We start from the raw sequence: 15285 nt of genomic DNA on the forward strand, positions 1-15285 counted from the left end.
GAATCCCTGTTGATTCGGATTGATCAGCCTTTAGAGAACATCACGCGCACATCCCCTCGCCCTAGCGCCTGAGCCAGGTCAGCGATGTCATCCACACGCGAGATTTCTCCGGATCTAAGGACGCCGACGCGGCATCACATACAGCGACGTAACCGCCCAGGACGAGCATTGCAGAAGCAAACCAAGCCAGCGAAGTGCTCTCATGGTCCATCTCCCGAAAAGTTGTAGGACTCAAGCGGATTGCGCTATTGGGGAGCGAGATGTCAGCAACGTCACGAACGCGGCAAGCAGCAGCACGCCTGCGCTAAACACGAACGTGCTCTGATAGCCGCCATGATCGAAAAGCAGCCCACCGATGTTTGAGCCCAGGGCGATGGCCAGTTGAATCACCGCCACCATCAAGCCTCCCCCGGCCTCGGCATTGTTCGGCAAGGCCTGCGCGATCCAGCTCCACCATCCAACTGGCGCGGCGGTGGCCAACAACCCCCAAAAGCCAAGCAGTGCGCCAACGACTACGACCGAGGCGCCAAATGGAATCAGTGCCAAAGCAATCAACGCCATCAACACCGGTATGACTATCAATGTCCGGAAGAGGCCGCGTTTTAAAAACCCCCCAATGATCAGAGTGCCGATAAAGCCTGCTACGCCGATCACCAGCAGGATCAGCGACAGCGTGGATACATCGACACGCGTCACCGTTTCGAGGAAAGGTCGCAGGTAGGTAAACAGGGCGAACTGCCCCATGAAAAAGGCGCCGCACCCGGCCATGCCGATTGCGACAGATCGGTTCTTCAACAGCTTCAAGGCATTGCCCGTTCCCGACGTGCGCGGCGCAACCTTCATGGTCGGCAAGCTGATCCACAGCCAGATGAAGGCAATCGCCGCTACGGGTACCAGACAAAAAAACGCGCCGCGCCAACCGATGATCGAGCCCAGATAGCTGCCCAGCGGTGCGGCGATCACGGTAGCCAACGCGTTGCCGCCATTGAAGATGGCCAAGGCTTTGGGCACCTGCGAGGCGGGTACAAGACGCATCGCGGTCGCAGCGGACATCGACCAAAAACCACCAATGACCACACCGATCAAGGCACGCCCGACCATGTACGTCAGATAGTTGGGGGCCAGTGCGACGATCGCGCCAGAAGCGGCCATCAACCCTGCCAATGCCATCAGCAAAATCTTGCGATTAAGGGTCCCGGCCATCCAGGAGATGGTCAGGCTGCTTAAAACGGCAAATGCCCCGGAGATCGCAATGCCCTGCCCGACCATCCCTTGCGTCACCTGAAGATCATCGGCCATCGGCGTCAGCAGACTGACCGGCATAAACTCCGACGCAATCAGCGCGAAGACACAAAGCGTCATTGCAAAGACGCCGCTCCAATGAGCAGGCGCATTCTGGGGGGCGGAGACAGCGACCATTGGGGCCTCACTAGCATTCATATTCATGTCGCCAATGGTGACGAGTGAACGCAAGCGCGACTAGCTAATGAATACTTAACAAGGTTATAAGCTCAGCTAATTAATCGACTGTGATGGCGTTTACAAAATGGTCAGAAGAAATCTCAACGATCTGCTGTCGTTCGTAACGGTGGCGCGCGAAGGCAGCTTTACGCGCGCGGCAAGCGTACTGGGCGTCACGCAGTCCGCGCTGAGTCAGGCCATCAGCGGTCTGGAAGCACGTCTGCAAATCAGGTTACTGACGCGCACCACACGCAGCGTTTCGCCGACCGCAGCCGGCGAGAGGCTGTTGCAGGCGATCGGCCACCGCTTCGATGAAATCGAAACGGAACTGGATATCCTGACGGACCTGCGCGACAAGCCGGCCGGCACGGTACGCATCACCTGCGGCGATCACGTTTTGCGGACAACACTCCTTCCAAAACTCACCGCATTGCTACACGAATACCCCGATATCAATGTCGAGTTCGACGTCAATTACGGATTCAGGGATATCGTGGCGGATCGTTTTGATGCGGGTGTGCGTCTTGGGGATACCATCGATAAAGACATGGTTGCCGTTCCGATAGGGCCGTCCTTACGCATGGCCGTCGTCGCCTCGCCAGCGTACTTCACCGCGCACGAGCGCCCGAAAAATCCAAGAGACCTGTTGAAGCACAACTGCATCAATCAGCGTATGCAGACATCAGGCGGGCTCTATGTGTGGGATTTCGAACGGCGCGGCAAACAAGTGAACGTGCGCGTAGACGGCCAGCTCATATTCAACACCTCGACCCACATCGTCTATGCCGCTTTGGCCGGACTGGGCATTGCCTACCTCCCCGAAGAGGAATTTGAACCGCATCTGCAGGAAGGCCGGCTCGTGCGGGTTCTGGAAGACTGGTGCGTGCCATTTTCTGGATACTACTTGTACTACCCCAACCGCCGGCAACCTTCGCCTGCATTTACATTGGTTGCGAATGCGCTGCGCGAAGGGGTTTAGTGGGGCGAGCCTATGCTCTGAGATTTGTTATTTTGACCGGGCCCCGGGGATTCATGCTCTTCAAACATCAGCCAAACGCGGCGGCAGGAGGATAACACCGACCGCTTGCGTTCAGACCGTTCGACAGGTTAGCCACGCCCCCCAGAACAGGCTGCTAAAAAACCGCGTAGCCTCGCCAAACCCCGCCTCATGCAGCAACGCCTGAACCGCCGCCTCGGAATGCGGCGGATCCGCTCCCTGAAGAATCTTGCCAAGTTTGGCCCTCACCTCCTCCGCCTTGGCGCCCTGTTGCCGCCAGCGTTGACCCCACGCTTCCAGCATCAACGGTTGACTCGCGTAAGCGTAATGATTGCCTGCCACGATCAACGGCGCGCCCAGCTTCAAGCGAGCCTTGATCGATTGCAGGATGGCGTGTTTTTGCTCGTCGCCATTCAGGTGATGGAGGACGCCGATCAGGGTCGCTGCGTCGAATGACTCGTCCGCTGGCAAGTCGTCGACGTGCCCCAAATGCACCTTCGTTGTGTGCAGCAAGTTGTTGGCCTGCAAATGCTGCCTCGCGGCGTCCAGCATTGGCTCGGAAGGATCAACTGCGGTGAAGCGCCAGTTCGGCTCCAGCGTGGCCATTGCGATGATTTCCTGCGCCGTACCGCCAGCGCCGACGACCAGTACTTTGGCCGACCGCGAGTGACCGAGACTGGCGGCCAACATGCACGCTGCAAGATCGTGACAGGCATCGTAACCGGCCAATGCGATGCGGCTTTGCCTGGCGTATTCGCTGGCGCGGGAGGTATCGAATTTATCGGCGGGATTGGCAGTGGATGAGTTCAATGGGCGATCTCCTTGTCTTTGCAGCAAGGTACGCCGAGAAATCGGATAAAAAAAATGCATAGATTTTATGCGGTGCATTCCTGCAGGGAATGCATGCCTGGAGCGGCGCTCAGCGGTCGGCAAAAGCAGACACTGAGCGCCACGTATTTGCCTAAGGCCTATCGCGTAAGTAGAATGCGATTAATTATCAATCATGTACTTGCTGGGATTCCAATGCGCAGCGACGAAACACTAGGTACTGCAGATCTAGGGCTGCTCTATCGCACCCACCACTCGTGGTTGCACGGCTGGCTGATCCGACGCATTGGATGTCGCGATAACGCAGCAGATTTGGCGCAGGACACCTTCGTACGTCTGCTCAAATCCCGTCAGTCCAGCCCCTTGCGCGAACCACGCGCCTATCTGAGCAGTATCGCCCGCGGACTGATGATTGATCAGTATCGTCGTCGCGAACTCGAACGTGCCTACCTGGAAAGCGTCACGTTGCTGCCTCAACACGAGGTCCCCTCGGAAGAAAGCCGGCTGATGATTCTTGATGCGCTTGAGCGCATAGACCGCATGCTCGGTACGCTTAAACCGAGAGTTCGCCAGGCGTTTTTATTGGCCCGACTCGACGGTCTGACGTGCGCGCAAATCGCCGAAAAGCTGGGAGTTTCCCGCGCGACCGTGGAACGCGACCTGGCCACGGCCCTGCAACACTGCTATCGCTTGCGTTATGTCGAGGCGTGAGCCGCAGGCGCTGGATCCGGCCATTGTCGAGCAAGCGATCCAATGGCTGGTGCGCCTTCGCTTCAATCAAGCGGATGAACAAACACAGCGCACCTTTGAGCACTGGCTGCAGGAGCGCCCAGAGCATGTGTTGGCGTGGCAGCGTGTGGAAACACTTGGTGATGAACTCACAGGCGTGCCAGCTCAACTGGCCCGACAAACCCTTGATGGCACCCATCATGGATTGCGCCGGCGGGAAAGCCTGAAGCTACTGGGCATATTGGCGACTGTTGGCACGGCAGCCTGGCTCGGCCGGGACTACACGCCCGTACCCGCCATGCTTGCGCAGCAACGCAGCAGCACCGGCGAGCAACGACGCTTCCAACTCGATGATGGCAGCCTTATCCAGCTCAATAGCGATAGCGCCGTCGACAGCGATTTCGACGCCCAGCGACGTCTGCTCATTCTGCGACGTGGTGAAATCATCGTGAATGTCGGCGCTGATCAACACTCGCCTCAAGCGCGACCGTTCTGGGTGCAATCACGTGACGGGATCATGCGCGCTCAGAGTTCGCGCTTTCTGGCGCGCGAGCTTGACGTTGGCACTCTGGTCGCGGCTCAGGAAGGATCAGTCACGGTATTCCCCGGCTCCAGTCAAACGCCTGCAAGCCGCAGCGTCCAGGCCGGACATCAGCTGCTGTTCACATCAAGTAGCGCCCAAATGGTCAGGGACAACGGTCTTGATCTATGGAGCTGGGGTGACGGCGTGATCAGTGCGCGCAATATGCGCCTTAGTGATTTCATCGTGGAGTTGTCGCGTTATCGCCCCGGGGTACTGCGCTGCGCCGAAGAGGTCGCTGATCTGCGCGTTTCCGGCACCTTCCAGCTCGCCGACAACGATCAGGTCCTGGCTTTGATCGCGCAGTCACTGCACTTGCAGATTGATTATCGGACCCGTTATTGGGTGACCGTGACCGCTGCCACCTGAATCCATCAGAACTTTATATAACCTGAAAAATAATGAGGTGGTTTCTCATTCTCGTTCGACCTCTTTGGAAGGCCGGAATACAGGCCAGTCTGCCGATGTCCTTTCTTGGAGCGAGAAAATGAGTTCGTCCCCGGTTTCACAGCGCCATCCATTGAATCGTGCCTTGCACGGTGCGATGTTGGGTTTGATCGTAAGCAGCTACGCATTGCCATCCTTGGCGCAAACGTCGAGCGCTGACCACAGCAATCAAATCAAGCAGTGGAACATCGCTGCGGGTCCACTGGCACCGGCGCTTGACCGCTTTGCGCGCGAGGCTGGTATCAGTCTTTCATTCGACGCGTCGAGTGTAGTGAACCGCACCACTGCTGGCGTGAGTGGCACGCTCGATACGTCGGCAGCGCTGTCATCGTTGCTGCAGGGGAGCGAATTGCAAATCGAACAGCAAGGCCCGAACGCCTACCTGCTGCTCCCTCAAGCAAAGCCCGCCGGCCCGCTGGAGCTCGACGCAACGGACGTCGAGGACTACCGCCTTGCCCCTCTCATCATCAATGCCAAGGTCAGGGTCAGTGCCGACGACGACGCCAACTCGGTGGTCGCCAAGGAGCTCTGGGTTGGCGGCAAGGTGGCAACCAGCATTCTCAATACACCGGCATCGGTGTCGGTTGTTACCAACAAGGAAATGGAGCAACGCAGCGTCAGCACCACGGAAGAGGCGCTGCAATACACGCCGGGCGTGGTCAGTGACTTCTATGGTACGGATGACCGCAACGACTATTTCCAGATCCGGGGTTTCCAGGCCACCACCTACCGTGACGGCTTGACCCTGAGCTCGATGCGCGGCGTACGCGAAGATCCATTCGCTTACGAGCGCATCGAGATTCTGCGTGGCGCCAACTCCACACTGTTTGGCCCTGCGGACCCGGGCGGTTCGGTGAATTTTGTGACCAAACAGCCGCGCTTCGAACAGTTTGGCCAAGGCTATGTGACCTACGGTTCGTTTGACCATGTCGAGACAGGCATCGATGTAGGGGATGCGCTGAACGACGAGAAAACCCTGGCTGGCCGCTTTACTGCCAAAGGCCAGAACAGCGACCGCGAGTACGATCACTCACAGGACGACAACCAGTTGTTTATGGGTGGCCTCACCTGGGCACCGACGGATTACACGTCGGCCACGATGATTCTGGACTACCTGAAAACCGAAAGTTCGCCCAACAGCGGCGGTTATCCGCTGGACAAGGAGTACGACCGCAGCAAGTTTTATGGTGAGCCCAGTTATAACTTCCACGATGTCGAGCGCACCAGCCTCAGCGGTAACATCACCCATGACTTCGATAACGGCTTCGTACTGCGCAGCAATCTGCGTTTCAGCAAGTTGACCGATGATTTTGGCTACGTTTACCTCAGCGACAGCGCCGCACGTGTCGGTACTACCGTTGACCGCTATATGTTTGGAACGGACAGTGAGGCCGACCAGTTCAACGGCAATCTGATGCTGCAATACGATGCCCGCTTCGAGAACATCGACAGCAGCAGCCTGGTGGGCGTGGAGTACCTCGATTCGACCACCAAGGAAAGCTCGATCTACGCCCTGACGACCCCGATTGACATTGCAAACCCCGTGTTTACTGGGGTTTCACGCTCAATCGCGCCGTATGCCGTGAACAAGCGAGACGCGACCACCAAGGCCGTATTCCTGCAGCAGAACCTGTCGTTCTACGAACGTTTCATCGTCACCGGCGGTGTGCGCAACGACTCGATGGACCTGACCAGCAAAGGCTTGCAATCCACTGAGAAAGACACCTTCTCCGAAACCTCCTACCGAGGTGCGTTGACCTATATCGTCAACGATGAGGTGTCCACCTATGTGAGCATGGTGGAATCCGTCTCGCCGCCGCAGGTTGGCGTTACACCGCAGACGGGCAGGCAGTACGAAGTGGGCGTGAAATATGCGCCGATGGGGATGGACGCACTGTTCTCCGCCGCCGTTTATGACCTGACCCAGGAAAACGTCACCATCGCTGTGGTGCTGCCGAGCGGCATCATTGAGCAACAGACGGTGGGCGAATCGCGGGCGCGTGGCCTCGACCTGGAGGCCAAGGCGCAGGTGACGCAGAACCTCAGCCTGATCGGTGGCTATTCCTATATGGAGTCCGAGGTACTGCGCGGTTCGTTGTACGACGGCAGCTCCCTGAAGGGTAATGAGTTCTCCACGGCACCCAAGCATTCCGCTTCGCTCTGGAGTTATTACGACGTCCCCGCCACTGATGTCAGCGTTGGCTTGGGTGCGCGCTACGTCGGCTCTTATTACTTCGATGCCGCCAACTCCGGCAAAAGCGATGGCACCACGCTGTTCGACGCCGCCTTCAACTACAAGATCGCCAAGGGCACCGACCTTGCGGTGAACGTCAGCAACCTGCTGGATGAGCAGCACGTGGTCGGCTCCGGCACAGCGAACTTCTACAACCCGGGTCGCGAGATTACCGCCAAAGTGAGTTACAACTGGTAAGCAGGCGTGTAAGCCTTTTTCCCTTATAGGAAGCGGTGCCCGCTTTACCGCGGGCACCGTCGACTTGGCCATCAGTCGGCAAGGTGAAAGCAAGGGCGTTCGATCTTCATCGTTACGTGCCAGCTGTTAATTACGTGCCATTAGCGCGAGATGACATCGTATCGCTGACTAAGAACGTGACCCGGCAGGCACCTGGTGTGAGCCCAATCGCTTAAGTCGTCAGTTGGCAAACACTCTCCAGATTCACCCCATCAGGACCCAGTACGTAGGCCGCGTAATAATCGGAGTGGTACTGAGGCCTGATCCCGGGTGCACCGTTGTCCTGTCCGCCAGCGGCGATGGCAGCCGCATGGAATGCGTCGACGGCCTTATGACTCTGCGCCATCAGCGCGATATGAGCCCCGTAACTGGGAACGGGAGCGTCGTGCAGCCACAGGAATGGCTTGCCTGCGGAGCCGAACCCCAATCTCCGAGGCGTCGATTGCGGTGGTTCCGTCTCGATGCTCATTATCAATGTAATCCCCAAAGGCTCGAGCGCCTGCTCGTAGAAGGCGCGAGCATGCAAAATGTCCGAAACACCGATGCCCACATGATCGATTACTGATCCAGCAAATTTACTCATTAGGTAACTCCTCAAATGCCCGATTCGCTCGGCATGTTGGTAAGGCTCGCCATCCATAGACGAACGATGTTTCCGGTTGGGGCGGGTTAATCGCATCAGGAGCCGGCTAAGGCATTGTCGGAGTTCAGAGGAAGGTGAGCGTGGGACGAATCGGCCGCCCCATGTAACCTCAGACCTGAGAAGCTCCACCGTCAGCGAACAGCTCGGCGCCATTGACATAGCTCGAGGCATCGCTCGCCAGGAAGAGCGCAGCCTGGCCGATCTCGTGTGCCTGGCCGATCCGGCCAAGCGTGCTCTTCTCGTTGAGCAAACCGATCACCTGCTGCGCGTTTTCACCAAGCACGTCGCGTAGGGACGGGGTGTCCACCGGCCCGGGGCTGAGTAAGTTAATACGTACACCCGATCCTCTGATGTCGAGAATCCAGCTCCTCACCAACGCGCGTAATGCCGCCTTGGTTGCTCCATAAACGCTCATACCAGGTCCAGGGTTGATCGAAGAGGTCGAGCCGATGATGACAACGCTGCTCCCCTCGCCCATCAACGGCAACGCCCCCTGAACGGTAAAGGTGGTGCCTTTGACGTTGGTCGCGAAAACCCGATCGAAGCCCGCTTCAGTGATTGCACCCAGAGGCTCGATTTCACCCATCCCGGCGTTAGCGATCAATACATCGATACGACCGTGGACCGCACCGATATGCCTGAACAGTTCCCCTAAAGAGGCAGGGTCCGAGATATCAGTCCGCACTGTAGAAACATTACCACCGAGGCGACTTGCAGCTTCATCGAGCTGTGGCTGGCGGCGCCCGGTGATGATCAGATCCGCGCCTTGGCTGACGAATGCTTCGGCGATTGCAAAGCCGAGGCCCGAGGAGCCGCCAGTGACCAGCACAACCTTGTTTTTGAATTGCATGGGAAAAACCTCAACAGTCGAATATGTAGCGAACACTACATAATAAGAAAACCGCCTGCAAGTTATTTAGCAACCACTAAATAAAAGCACGCAGGCAAAGCGTATTTGAACTTGCATGTAGCGATCGCTAAAGTGGCGTACCAACTTGAGAGATAAGCCATGAACGAAAAACCCAGGCAGCGCCGTCCCGCCTTTGACCGAGAGCAAGGAATAGCCATCGCACAAGCACTGTTTCACCAGCGTGGATTCGACGCCGTCAGCCTCACCGACCTGACCGAGGCCATGAATATCAAACCGCCGAGCTTTTACGCAGCGTATGGCAGCAAGGCCGAACTGTTCGAACGAGCGATGAATCGCTACGCCGCAGAAAACGCGCTGCCGATGGACAGGCTGCTGGCACCGGATCGACCTCCCGCCGAAGCGCTAACCGCACTGCTAATTGCCGCTGCGCAGCAGTACGGACGAGACAGCGCTTTGCGTGGTTGTCTGATTACCGAAGGCCTACGCGCGGACGATCCGATCGCTCGAAACATGGCCGAGAAATTTGGCGATGCCGGAATCCAGGCGATCCGCCGTTATCTGGACCACGTCCGCCCGGACGCTTCGCAGACCCTGACCGACTACATCCTGATCACCCTGCGGGGGCTATCTGCGGCGGCATGCAGTGGAATGTCCAGCGAGCGCCTGGAGAACGCCGCACGGATTGCCGGCAGGTTGCTTGCCCATGAGCTCAAGTCGGGCGACAGCGCGGTGGAATCCGGAGCAAACATCTCGAACTTGGTATCCAGATGAAATCATGCGACACATCGGTTCCATACTGCTCCGGCAGGAAAGCGCGGATCTCACGCACCGTCACGCCACGGGCGTACATGGCAATGACCTGGTCATCGAAGCCTGTAATACGACGTTCATGCTCTTGACCGGGTGATTCCACAGCCGAAACCACCCATCCATTCCCTGCTAATCTCCCCCCATGAAAACCGCCATCATCTCCGACACCCACGGCCTCCTGCGTCCCGAAGCCCTGACCGCCATCCAGGGCTGCGACCTCATCCTCCACGCTGGTGATATCGGCAGTCCCGAAATCCTCGATCAGCTATCCCACATAGCCCCCGTCCAGGCCGTGCGCGGCAACAACGACCTCGACCTTCCTTGGGCTGCCAACATCCCCGACTACCTCAGCCTCGATCTCAACGGTTGGCCAACCCTGTTGATTCACGACATCGCCGACGTCCCTGCCCTCCTCGCCGCCAATACCCGACTCATCATCACCGGCCATTCCCACAAGCCGTTAATCGAATGGCGCGACAACCGCCTCTACCTGAACCCCGGCAGCGCCGGTCGCCGTCGTTTCAAACTCCCCGTGACGCTGGCCCTGCTCGACGTGCGTGCAGACGCACTGGAACCGCAGCTGATCCACCTTCTGCCCTGAAACTTTTCCGCTCCATCCGGCTCGATCACCTAACCTCATAGACTGTGTGTTCCCTTCGAGCCCGTCCTGCCCATGCGTAACACGATGAAGTCGTTGTTTCTGGTCGCATTCATGCTGCTCGTTCCCGGCAGTTTTTCGCTGTGGGCTGCAGATCTGCCGGCGCCTTCCACGGCAGCGGCGGCGCCGTTGCCGGCGATTAATCAAAGTGATCTGCAAGCGCTGCAACAACGTCTCGATGCGCTCAAGCAGCAGATTTCGTCGGCGAACAATTTCAATCAACTCGAAGGGCCGCAGGATCGGGTTCAGGCTTTTATCCTGGATGTTGATCGGTTGTCGGCGTCGTTGTTGCCGCAGCAGGCACAGTTGGCGGTGCAGTTGGGAGTGTTGGGCGCGGCACCGGATGTCGAGGCCGCGGCGGAGCAAGCGGATATCGTCGCGCAGCGGGCGGCGCTGACGGAGCAGAAGAACAAGGTCGATGGCACGCTGAAGAGTCTCGCGGCGTTGAAACAGAGTGCCGCGGATTTGATCACACAGATCGCCGGTATCCGCCGCACGTTGCTTGAGAGCGAATTGACGCTGCGCACACTGAGTGTGCTGAATCCGGATTTCTGGGCGCCGCTGGTCAGTCCTTCAGAGAGTGATGCCCAGCGTTTCAATTATTTCTCCGACCAGATCCGCAAAACCTGGGCGACGGTCTGGACGCCTGCCGAGTACTTTTTCACGCTGGTGCTGATGCTGCTGGCATGGCTGGTGTGGACGCTCGGGCGGCGGCTGGCCGAGCGAGGGCTGACGTGGGTGTGCATTCACCGCATGCCGGAGGGGCGCTTGCGGCGCAGTGCGCTGGCGTTTGCATCCGCGCTGGCGACCATCGTCACCACCGCCCTCGCCTTGCATTTGCTGTTCTATGCCCTGACTCGGCAAGCGCCGTTGACGCCAATACTGACAACGTTCTCCGAAGAGTTCGAAAAAGTCGTCTATGCCTGCGTGCTGATCACCGGTTTGAGTCGCGCGTTGTTGGCGACGGAGCATCCGTCGTGGCGTTTGCCAGCGATTGCCGATGAAGTGGCGCTGGCCCTGAAGCCTTATCCGCGCATCTTGTCCTGCACATTGCTGGTGTTGGTGACGCTGGTGCAGGTCAGCAATGCGACGGCAATGAGCAGCAAGATTGTGCTGGCCGGCCGTGGCGTGGTCGCCATGGTGGTCATGGCGATCATCGTGACGATGCTGCTGCGTGTGGGCAAAGTGCGCAAGGCGTTGGCTGCGGCTCATGACCCGCAGACGAGCAGCACCTTCGCCGGAGTGATTTTCACCGTCGCCAGCATTTCTATGGTTGTTTCGACGGTCGCGCTGCTGACCGGTTATGTGTCGCTGGCACGGTTCGTCACGTATGAACTGGTGTGGGCGTACATCGTGCTTGCAGGGTTCTACCTGGTGATTCAGGTGGTCAAGGACGGTTGCGAGTTCGCGTTTTCGCCCAGGTATTCAAGCGGCAAGGCGCTTGAGCATCTGTTCGGGATTGGTGATCGACGGCTGGATCAGATCGCCATCCTGATATCCGGCATCAGCCGCGCCGTGCTGTTGCTGTGCGCGGTGATCGCACTGTTTGTCGGCGGCATCGGCACCACGCTCGGGCAGTTGACGAGCAACATCATGGCGATCCTCGGCGGCGCCGGGTTGCGCAAGCTGAACGTTGTCCCCGCTCATCTGCTCAACGCGGTGTTGGCGCTGCTGATCGGCATCTGGTTGATCCGCGCCCTGCGCCGCTGGCTCGACAACGAGTTCCTGCCCAAGACCGACATGGACCCGGGCATGTGCGCGTCGCTGAGTACGCTGTTTTCCAATATCGGTTACGCGTTGGTGATCTTGCTGACACTGTCGTCGCTCGGCGTGCAGTGGACCAATCTGGCGTGGATCGTCAGCGCACTGTCGGTGGGCATCGGTTTCGGTTTGCAGGAGATTGTGAAGAACTTCGTCTCGGGCCTGATTCTTCTCACCGAGCGCCCGGTGAAGGTCGGCGATCTGATCAGCATCAGCGGCGTCGAGGGCGACATCCGCCGGATCAATGTGCGCGCCACGGAAATCCAGCTCAGCGACCGCTCGATCGTGATCGTGCCCAACTCGCAACTGATCTCGCAGAACCTGCGCAACGTCACCCTGGGCGGCAGTGCCCAGGGCGTGGCGTCGCTGGAGTTGATGTTCCCGCTGGATATTGATCCCGAGGAGGTCAAAGAGCTTCTCCTCAACACCTACCGCGAGAACGAAAACATCCTCGACAAGCCGGCGCCGTTTGTGCGCTTCAGCCATTTGTCGCCGGACGGGATTACGTTGACCGTGACCGGGTATGTCGGCAGCCCGAGGATTGTCGGGGTGACCAAGAGTGATTTGTTGTTCGAGGTGCTCAAGCGGTTGGGCGCGGCCGGGATTGCGTTGGCGAAGCCGGCGTCGAGTGCTTGATCAGGTTCGATATTTTCGCTGGCTGATGCGCCGCTATCGCTGGCAAGCCAGCTCCCACAAGTTGCCGGGTGTTTAAAGAATCCTTACCTGACGCCGATCACTGTAAGAGTGAGCCTGCTCGCGATGAGGCCATTTAGAGACTGGAGCCTGCTCCGCAGTCCATTGGGGGATGAATCCTCGCCACAATGCGGACACGAATAGAAATACTCACGCGCATTTTGTCCTTGTGGCCCGTAATCACCAGCCCTTATAAACCAGCCTTTCAGTCACGAAATATTAGGATACGAACATGAGCGACACCTGGAACGAAGGGTATTTCACCGACGAAGGCTACACCTACAGCTATAGCCGGGAAATCAATCCTGTCTTCCAGCGTTATTGCTTGTTGCTGCGCGGCTTTGCCAGCCTGGAATCGAGCGAAAGCTATCATTGCGAACTGGGCTTCGGCCAAGGCGTATCGATCAATATCCATGCCGCCGCCAACCCCGGTTCCTATGTGGGTACAGACTTCACACCGTCTCAGGCCGCCTTTGCCAGTAAGCTGGCCAGCGACTGGAACAGCGATGCCCGGCTGTATGACGACAGCTTCGCGCAGCTGCTGGCCCGCAATGACTTGCCGCAATTCGACAGCATCAGCCTGCATGGCATCTGGACCTGGGTTAGTCGCGACAACCAGCAACTGATCGTCGAGTTTGCCCGTCGCCATCTGAAACCGGGTGGAATGCTGTACGTCAGCTACAACTGCTTCCCCGGCTGGTCGCCCGCAGCGCCACTGCGCAACCTGTTCAGCCTGCATGATCGTTTCACCAAGTCGGCGTCTGCCGGCCCGGATCAGCGTATTGACGCTGCTCTGCAATTCTCTGAAGCGCTGTTGGCCGCCCATCCCAACTACGCCAGCGCAGCGCCGAATCTGGATGCCAAACTTCAGAGCATCAAGGGGCAGAATCGTCAGTACATCGCCCATGAATACTTCAATCGTAGCTGGGATTGCATGTATTTCACTGACGTGGTCGACGCCATGGCCCCCGCCAAACTCGACTACGTCACCACCGCTGTGCCGCTGGACTCGGTCGACCCGCTCAACCTCAGGCCCGAGGGCATGGATTTCCTGGAAGGGATCGAGCATCCGATCATGCGCGAACAGGCGCGTGACTATTTCGTCAATCAGAGTTTCCGACGTGATCTCTACGTGCGCGGCGCCACCCGGCTGTCCACCGCAGAGCAGCGCCAGACATTGTTCAATACCCGTTTCATCCTGCTGCAAGCGCCAGAGAGCGTACCTGTCCACGTTCGCGGGCCTGCGGGTGAAGCCTCGCTGCAGACGGAGATCTACGGCCCGGTACTTGAAGCGCTGGCAGCCAACGACTATGCCCCGAAAACCTTGCGCCAGTTGTCAGCCGCCGCGTCCTCACTGGCTTCTGACGATGTGCTGCAAGCGCTCAACGTACTGATCGGCATGAATGCCGTGGCACCGTGCCAGAGCGAAGCCGCCGAGAAAGGCGTGCAGGCGCGTTGCAACGACCTGAACCTGGAACTGTGCAAACGCTCGCTGTTGAACGACAAGATCCAGGTGTTGGCCAGCCCGGTGACCGGCGGCGGCATCACCGTCAGTCGTTTCGAACAGCTGTTCCTGATATCGATCAAGCATGGCCAGGAACAACCCGCCGAATGGGCACAACTGGCGTGGGCCATCCTCGGCGAACAAGGCGAAGTCCTCGTCAGGGACGGCCAGCCGCTGGCGACCGCCGAAGAGAACATCGCTGAGCTGACGCTGAGTGCCAAGGTATTTGCCAGTAACAAACTGGTGATTCTCAAGGCGTTGAACATCGTCTGACAGGCACACACACGCAAAAGCATCGCGCATGAAAAAACCGGCTGAACAGGCCGGTTTTTTTTGTCACGACAGTGAGTCGCTTTCGCTCCGCGGTAAATGCGTTCACTACGCAGCTCAAATCATTTGCACTTGGCCAACACCACCTGACAAGTATTCGGCGTGCCGCCTGAGCGACCGGCATAACGAATACAGTTGTTCATGGATTTCTGCCGCGCCATGTTCAGGCTGGAGCCCCAGGCCAGACCGCCCTCGCCCACCGTCGGCAACGCCTTGGCGTAACAACTGTCGCCTACGCCGGAGGGCGGATAGTGTTTGCGGTTCGAGCAGCCGGCGCTCAGCGTCAGGCTGAAAACGATGAGCGCAGGCAAGAGCCACAGCGAGCATCGGTGCCGAGGTGTTCCGATCATCGCGTTGCTCCTGTCGCATGAGGTTGTGGCTCATTCAGTCTAGCTGCACTGAACGCGCCCCATCGTAGGAGCTGCCGAAGGCTGCAATCAAAATCTAAAGATCGCAGCCTTCGGCAGCTCCAAACCCGCCCAAAGACCTGCCATGCAGCGAGG

The 15285-nt window shown here is 58.4% G+C and carries 13 protein-coding genes and 1 pseudogene; 8 read left to right on the forward strand and 6 right to left on the reverse strand.

Annotated features, from left to right (window positions below):
* Positions 1 to 231: 231 nt before the first annotated feature.
* The gene (locus AB4P91_RS20720; protein ID WP_395603559.1) at positions 232 to 1419 is read right to left on the reverse strand and encodes an MFS transporter; all 1188 of its coding nucleotides are present in this window, start codon (positions 1417 to 1419) and stop codon (positions 232 to 234) included.
* A 127-nt stretch (positions 1420 to 1546) separates the two neighbouring features.
* Here AB4P91_RS20720 and AB4P91_RS20725 point away from each other — a divergent pair, with 127 nt between their 5' ends.
* Entirely contained in the window at positions 1547 to 2440 is an 894-nt protein-coding gene (locus tag AB4P91_RS20725; protein WP_150688591.1) for a LysR family transcriptional regulator, read from the forward strand.
* A gap of 111 nt (positions 2441 to 2551) precedes the next feature.
* On the opposite strand, the gene AB4P91_RS20730 is transcribed toward AB4P91_RS20725, so the two are convergent.
* A complete protein-coding gene (locus AB4P91_RS20730; protein ID WP_395603560.1) occupies positions 2552 to 3268 on the reverse strand; it encodes a class I SAM-dependent methyltransferase in 717 nt (238 codons plus the stop codon).
* A 213-nt stretch (positions 3269 to 3481) separates the two neighbouring features.
* Here AB4P91_RS20730 and AB4P91_RS20735 point away from each other — a divergent pair, with 213 nt between their 5' ends.
* The 3 genes from AB4P91_RS20735 (at position 3482) to AB4P91_RS20745 (ending at position 7473) form a co-directional block, all read left to right on the forward strand.
* On the forward strand, positions 3482 to 3997 hold the full coding sequence (locus AB4P91_RS20735) for a sigma-70 family RNA polymerase sigma factor (protein ID WP_150595393.1): 516 nt from the start codon (positions 3482 to 3484) through the stop codon (positions 3995 to 3997).
* Positions 3984 to 4964 (forward strand): DUF4880 domain-containing protein, encoded by a 981-nt coding sequence (locus tag AB4P91_RS20740; RefSeq protein ID WP_395603561.1) that lies wholly within the window; start codon positions 3984 to 3986, stop codon positions 4962 to 4964. Before AB4P91_RS20735 ends, AB4P91_RS20740 begins: the two co-directional genes overlap by 14 nt.
* Positions 4965 to 5082: 118 nt before the next feature.
* Positions 5083 to 7473, forward strand: a complete 2391-nt coding sequence (locus AB4P91_RS20745; RefSeq protein WP_150596588.1) for a TonB-dependent siderophore receptor — start codon at positions 5083 to 5085, stop codon at positions 7471 to 7473.
* Positions 7474 to 7684: 211 nt separating this feature from the next.
* Here the strand turns inward: AB4P91_RS20745 and AB4P91_RS20750 are convergent, their stop codons facing one another.
* Both AB4P91_RS20750 and AB4P91_RS20755 read right to left on the reverse strand, forming a co-directional pair.
* Positions 7685 to 8095, reverse strand: coding sequence for a VOC family protein (locus AB4P91_RS20750; protein ID WP_150596589.1), 411 nt, complete (start codon positions 8093 to 8095; stop codon positions 7685 to 7687).
* A gap of 169 nt (positions 8096 to 8264) precedes the next feature.
* The gene (locus AB4P91_RS20755; protein WP_150596590.1) at positions 8265 to 9005 is read right to left on the reverse strand and encodes an SDR family NAD(P)-dependent oxidoreductase; all 741 of its coding nucleotides are present in this window, start codon (positions 9003 to 9005) and stop codon (positions 8265 to 8267) included.
* 159 nt (positions 9006 to 9164) lie between these two features.
* Between AB4P91_RS20755 and AB4P91_RS20760 the strand changes: the two genes are divergently transcribed.
* Positions 9165 to 9797 (forward strand): TetR/AcrR family transcriptional regulator, encoded by a 633-nt coding sequence (locus AB4P91_RS20760; RefSeq protein WP_150595398.1) that lies wholly within the window; start codon positions 9165 to 9167, stop codon positions 9795 to 9797.
* Here AB4P91_RS20760 and AB4P91_RS20765 read toward each other — a convergent pair.
* A pseudogene (locus tag AB4P91_RS20765) lies at positions 9793 to 9921 on the reverse strand (transposase); the annotation flags it as partial. The gene AB4P91_RS20760 and the pseudogene AB4P91_RS20765 overlap by 5 nt on opposite strands.
* 57 nt (positions 9922 to 9978) lie before the next feature.
* On the opposite strand from AB4P91_RS20765, the gene AB4P91_RS20770 reads away from it, so the two are divergent.
* The 3 genes from AB4P91_RS20770 (at position 9979) to AB4P91_RS20780 (ending at position 14725) form a co-directional block, all read left to right on the forward strand.
* Positions 9979 to 10437: a metallophosphoesterase family protein gene (locus AB4P91_RS20770; RefSeq protein WP_150596591.1), complete on the forward strand. Its 459-nt coding sequence runs from the start codon at positions 9979 to 9981 to the stop codon at positions 10435 to 10437.
* A gap of 72 nt (positions 10438 to 10509) precedes the next feature.
* On the forward strand, positions 10510 to 12891 hold the full coding sequence (locus AB4P91_RS20775; RefSeq protein WP_395603562.1) for a DUF3772 domain-containing protein: 2382 nt from the start codon (positions 10510 to 10512) through the stop codon (positions 12889 to 12891).
* A 289-nt stretch (positions 12892 to 13180) separates the two neighbouring features.
* Complete coding sequence (locus tag AB4P91_RS20780; RefSeq protein WP_395603563.1) at positions 13181 to 14725, forward strand: class I SAM-dependent methyltransferase; 1545 nt, start codon at positions 13181 to 13183, stop codon at positions 14723 to 14725.
* 119 nt (positions 14726 to 14844) lie between these two features.
* On the opposite strand, the gene AB4P91_RS20785 is transcribed toward AB4P91_RS20780, so the two are convergent.
* Positions 14845 to 15132: a hypothetical protein gene (locus AB4P91_RS20785; RefSeq protein WP_395603564.1), complete on the reverse strand. Its 288-nt coding sequence runs from the start codon at positions 15130 to 15132 to the stop codon at positions 14845 to 14847.
* Positions 15133 to 15285: the final 153 nt, after the last annotated feature.

This window comes from Pseudomonas sp. B21128, assembly GCF_044218865.1.
In the GTDB taxonomy this organism is placed as follows: domain Bacteria; phylum Pseudomonadota; class Gammaproteobacteria; order Pseudomonadales; family Pseudomonadaceae; genus Aquipseudomonas; species Aquipseudomonas iridis.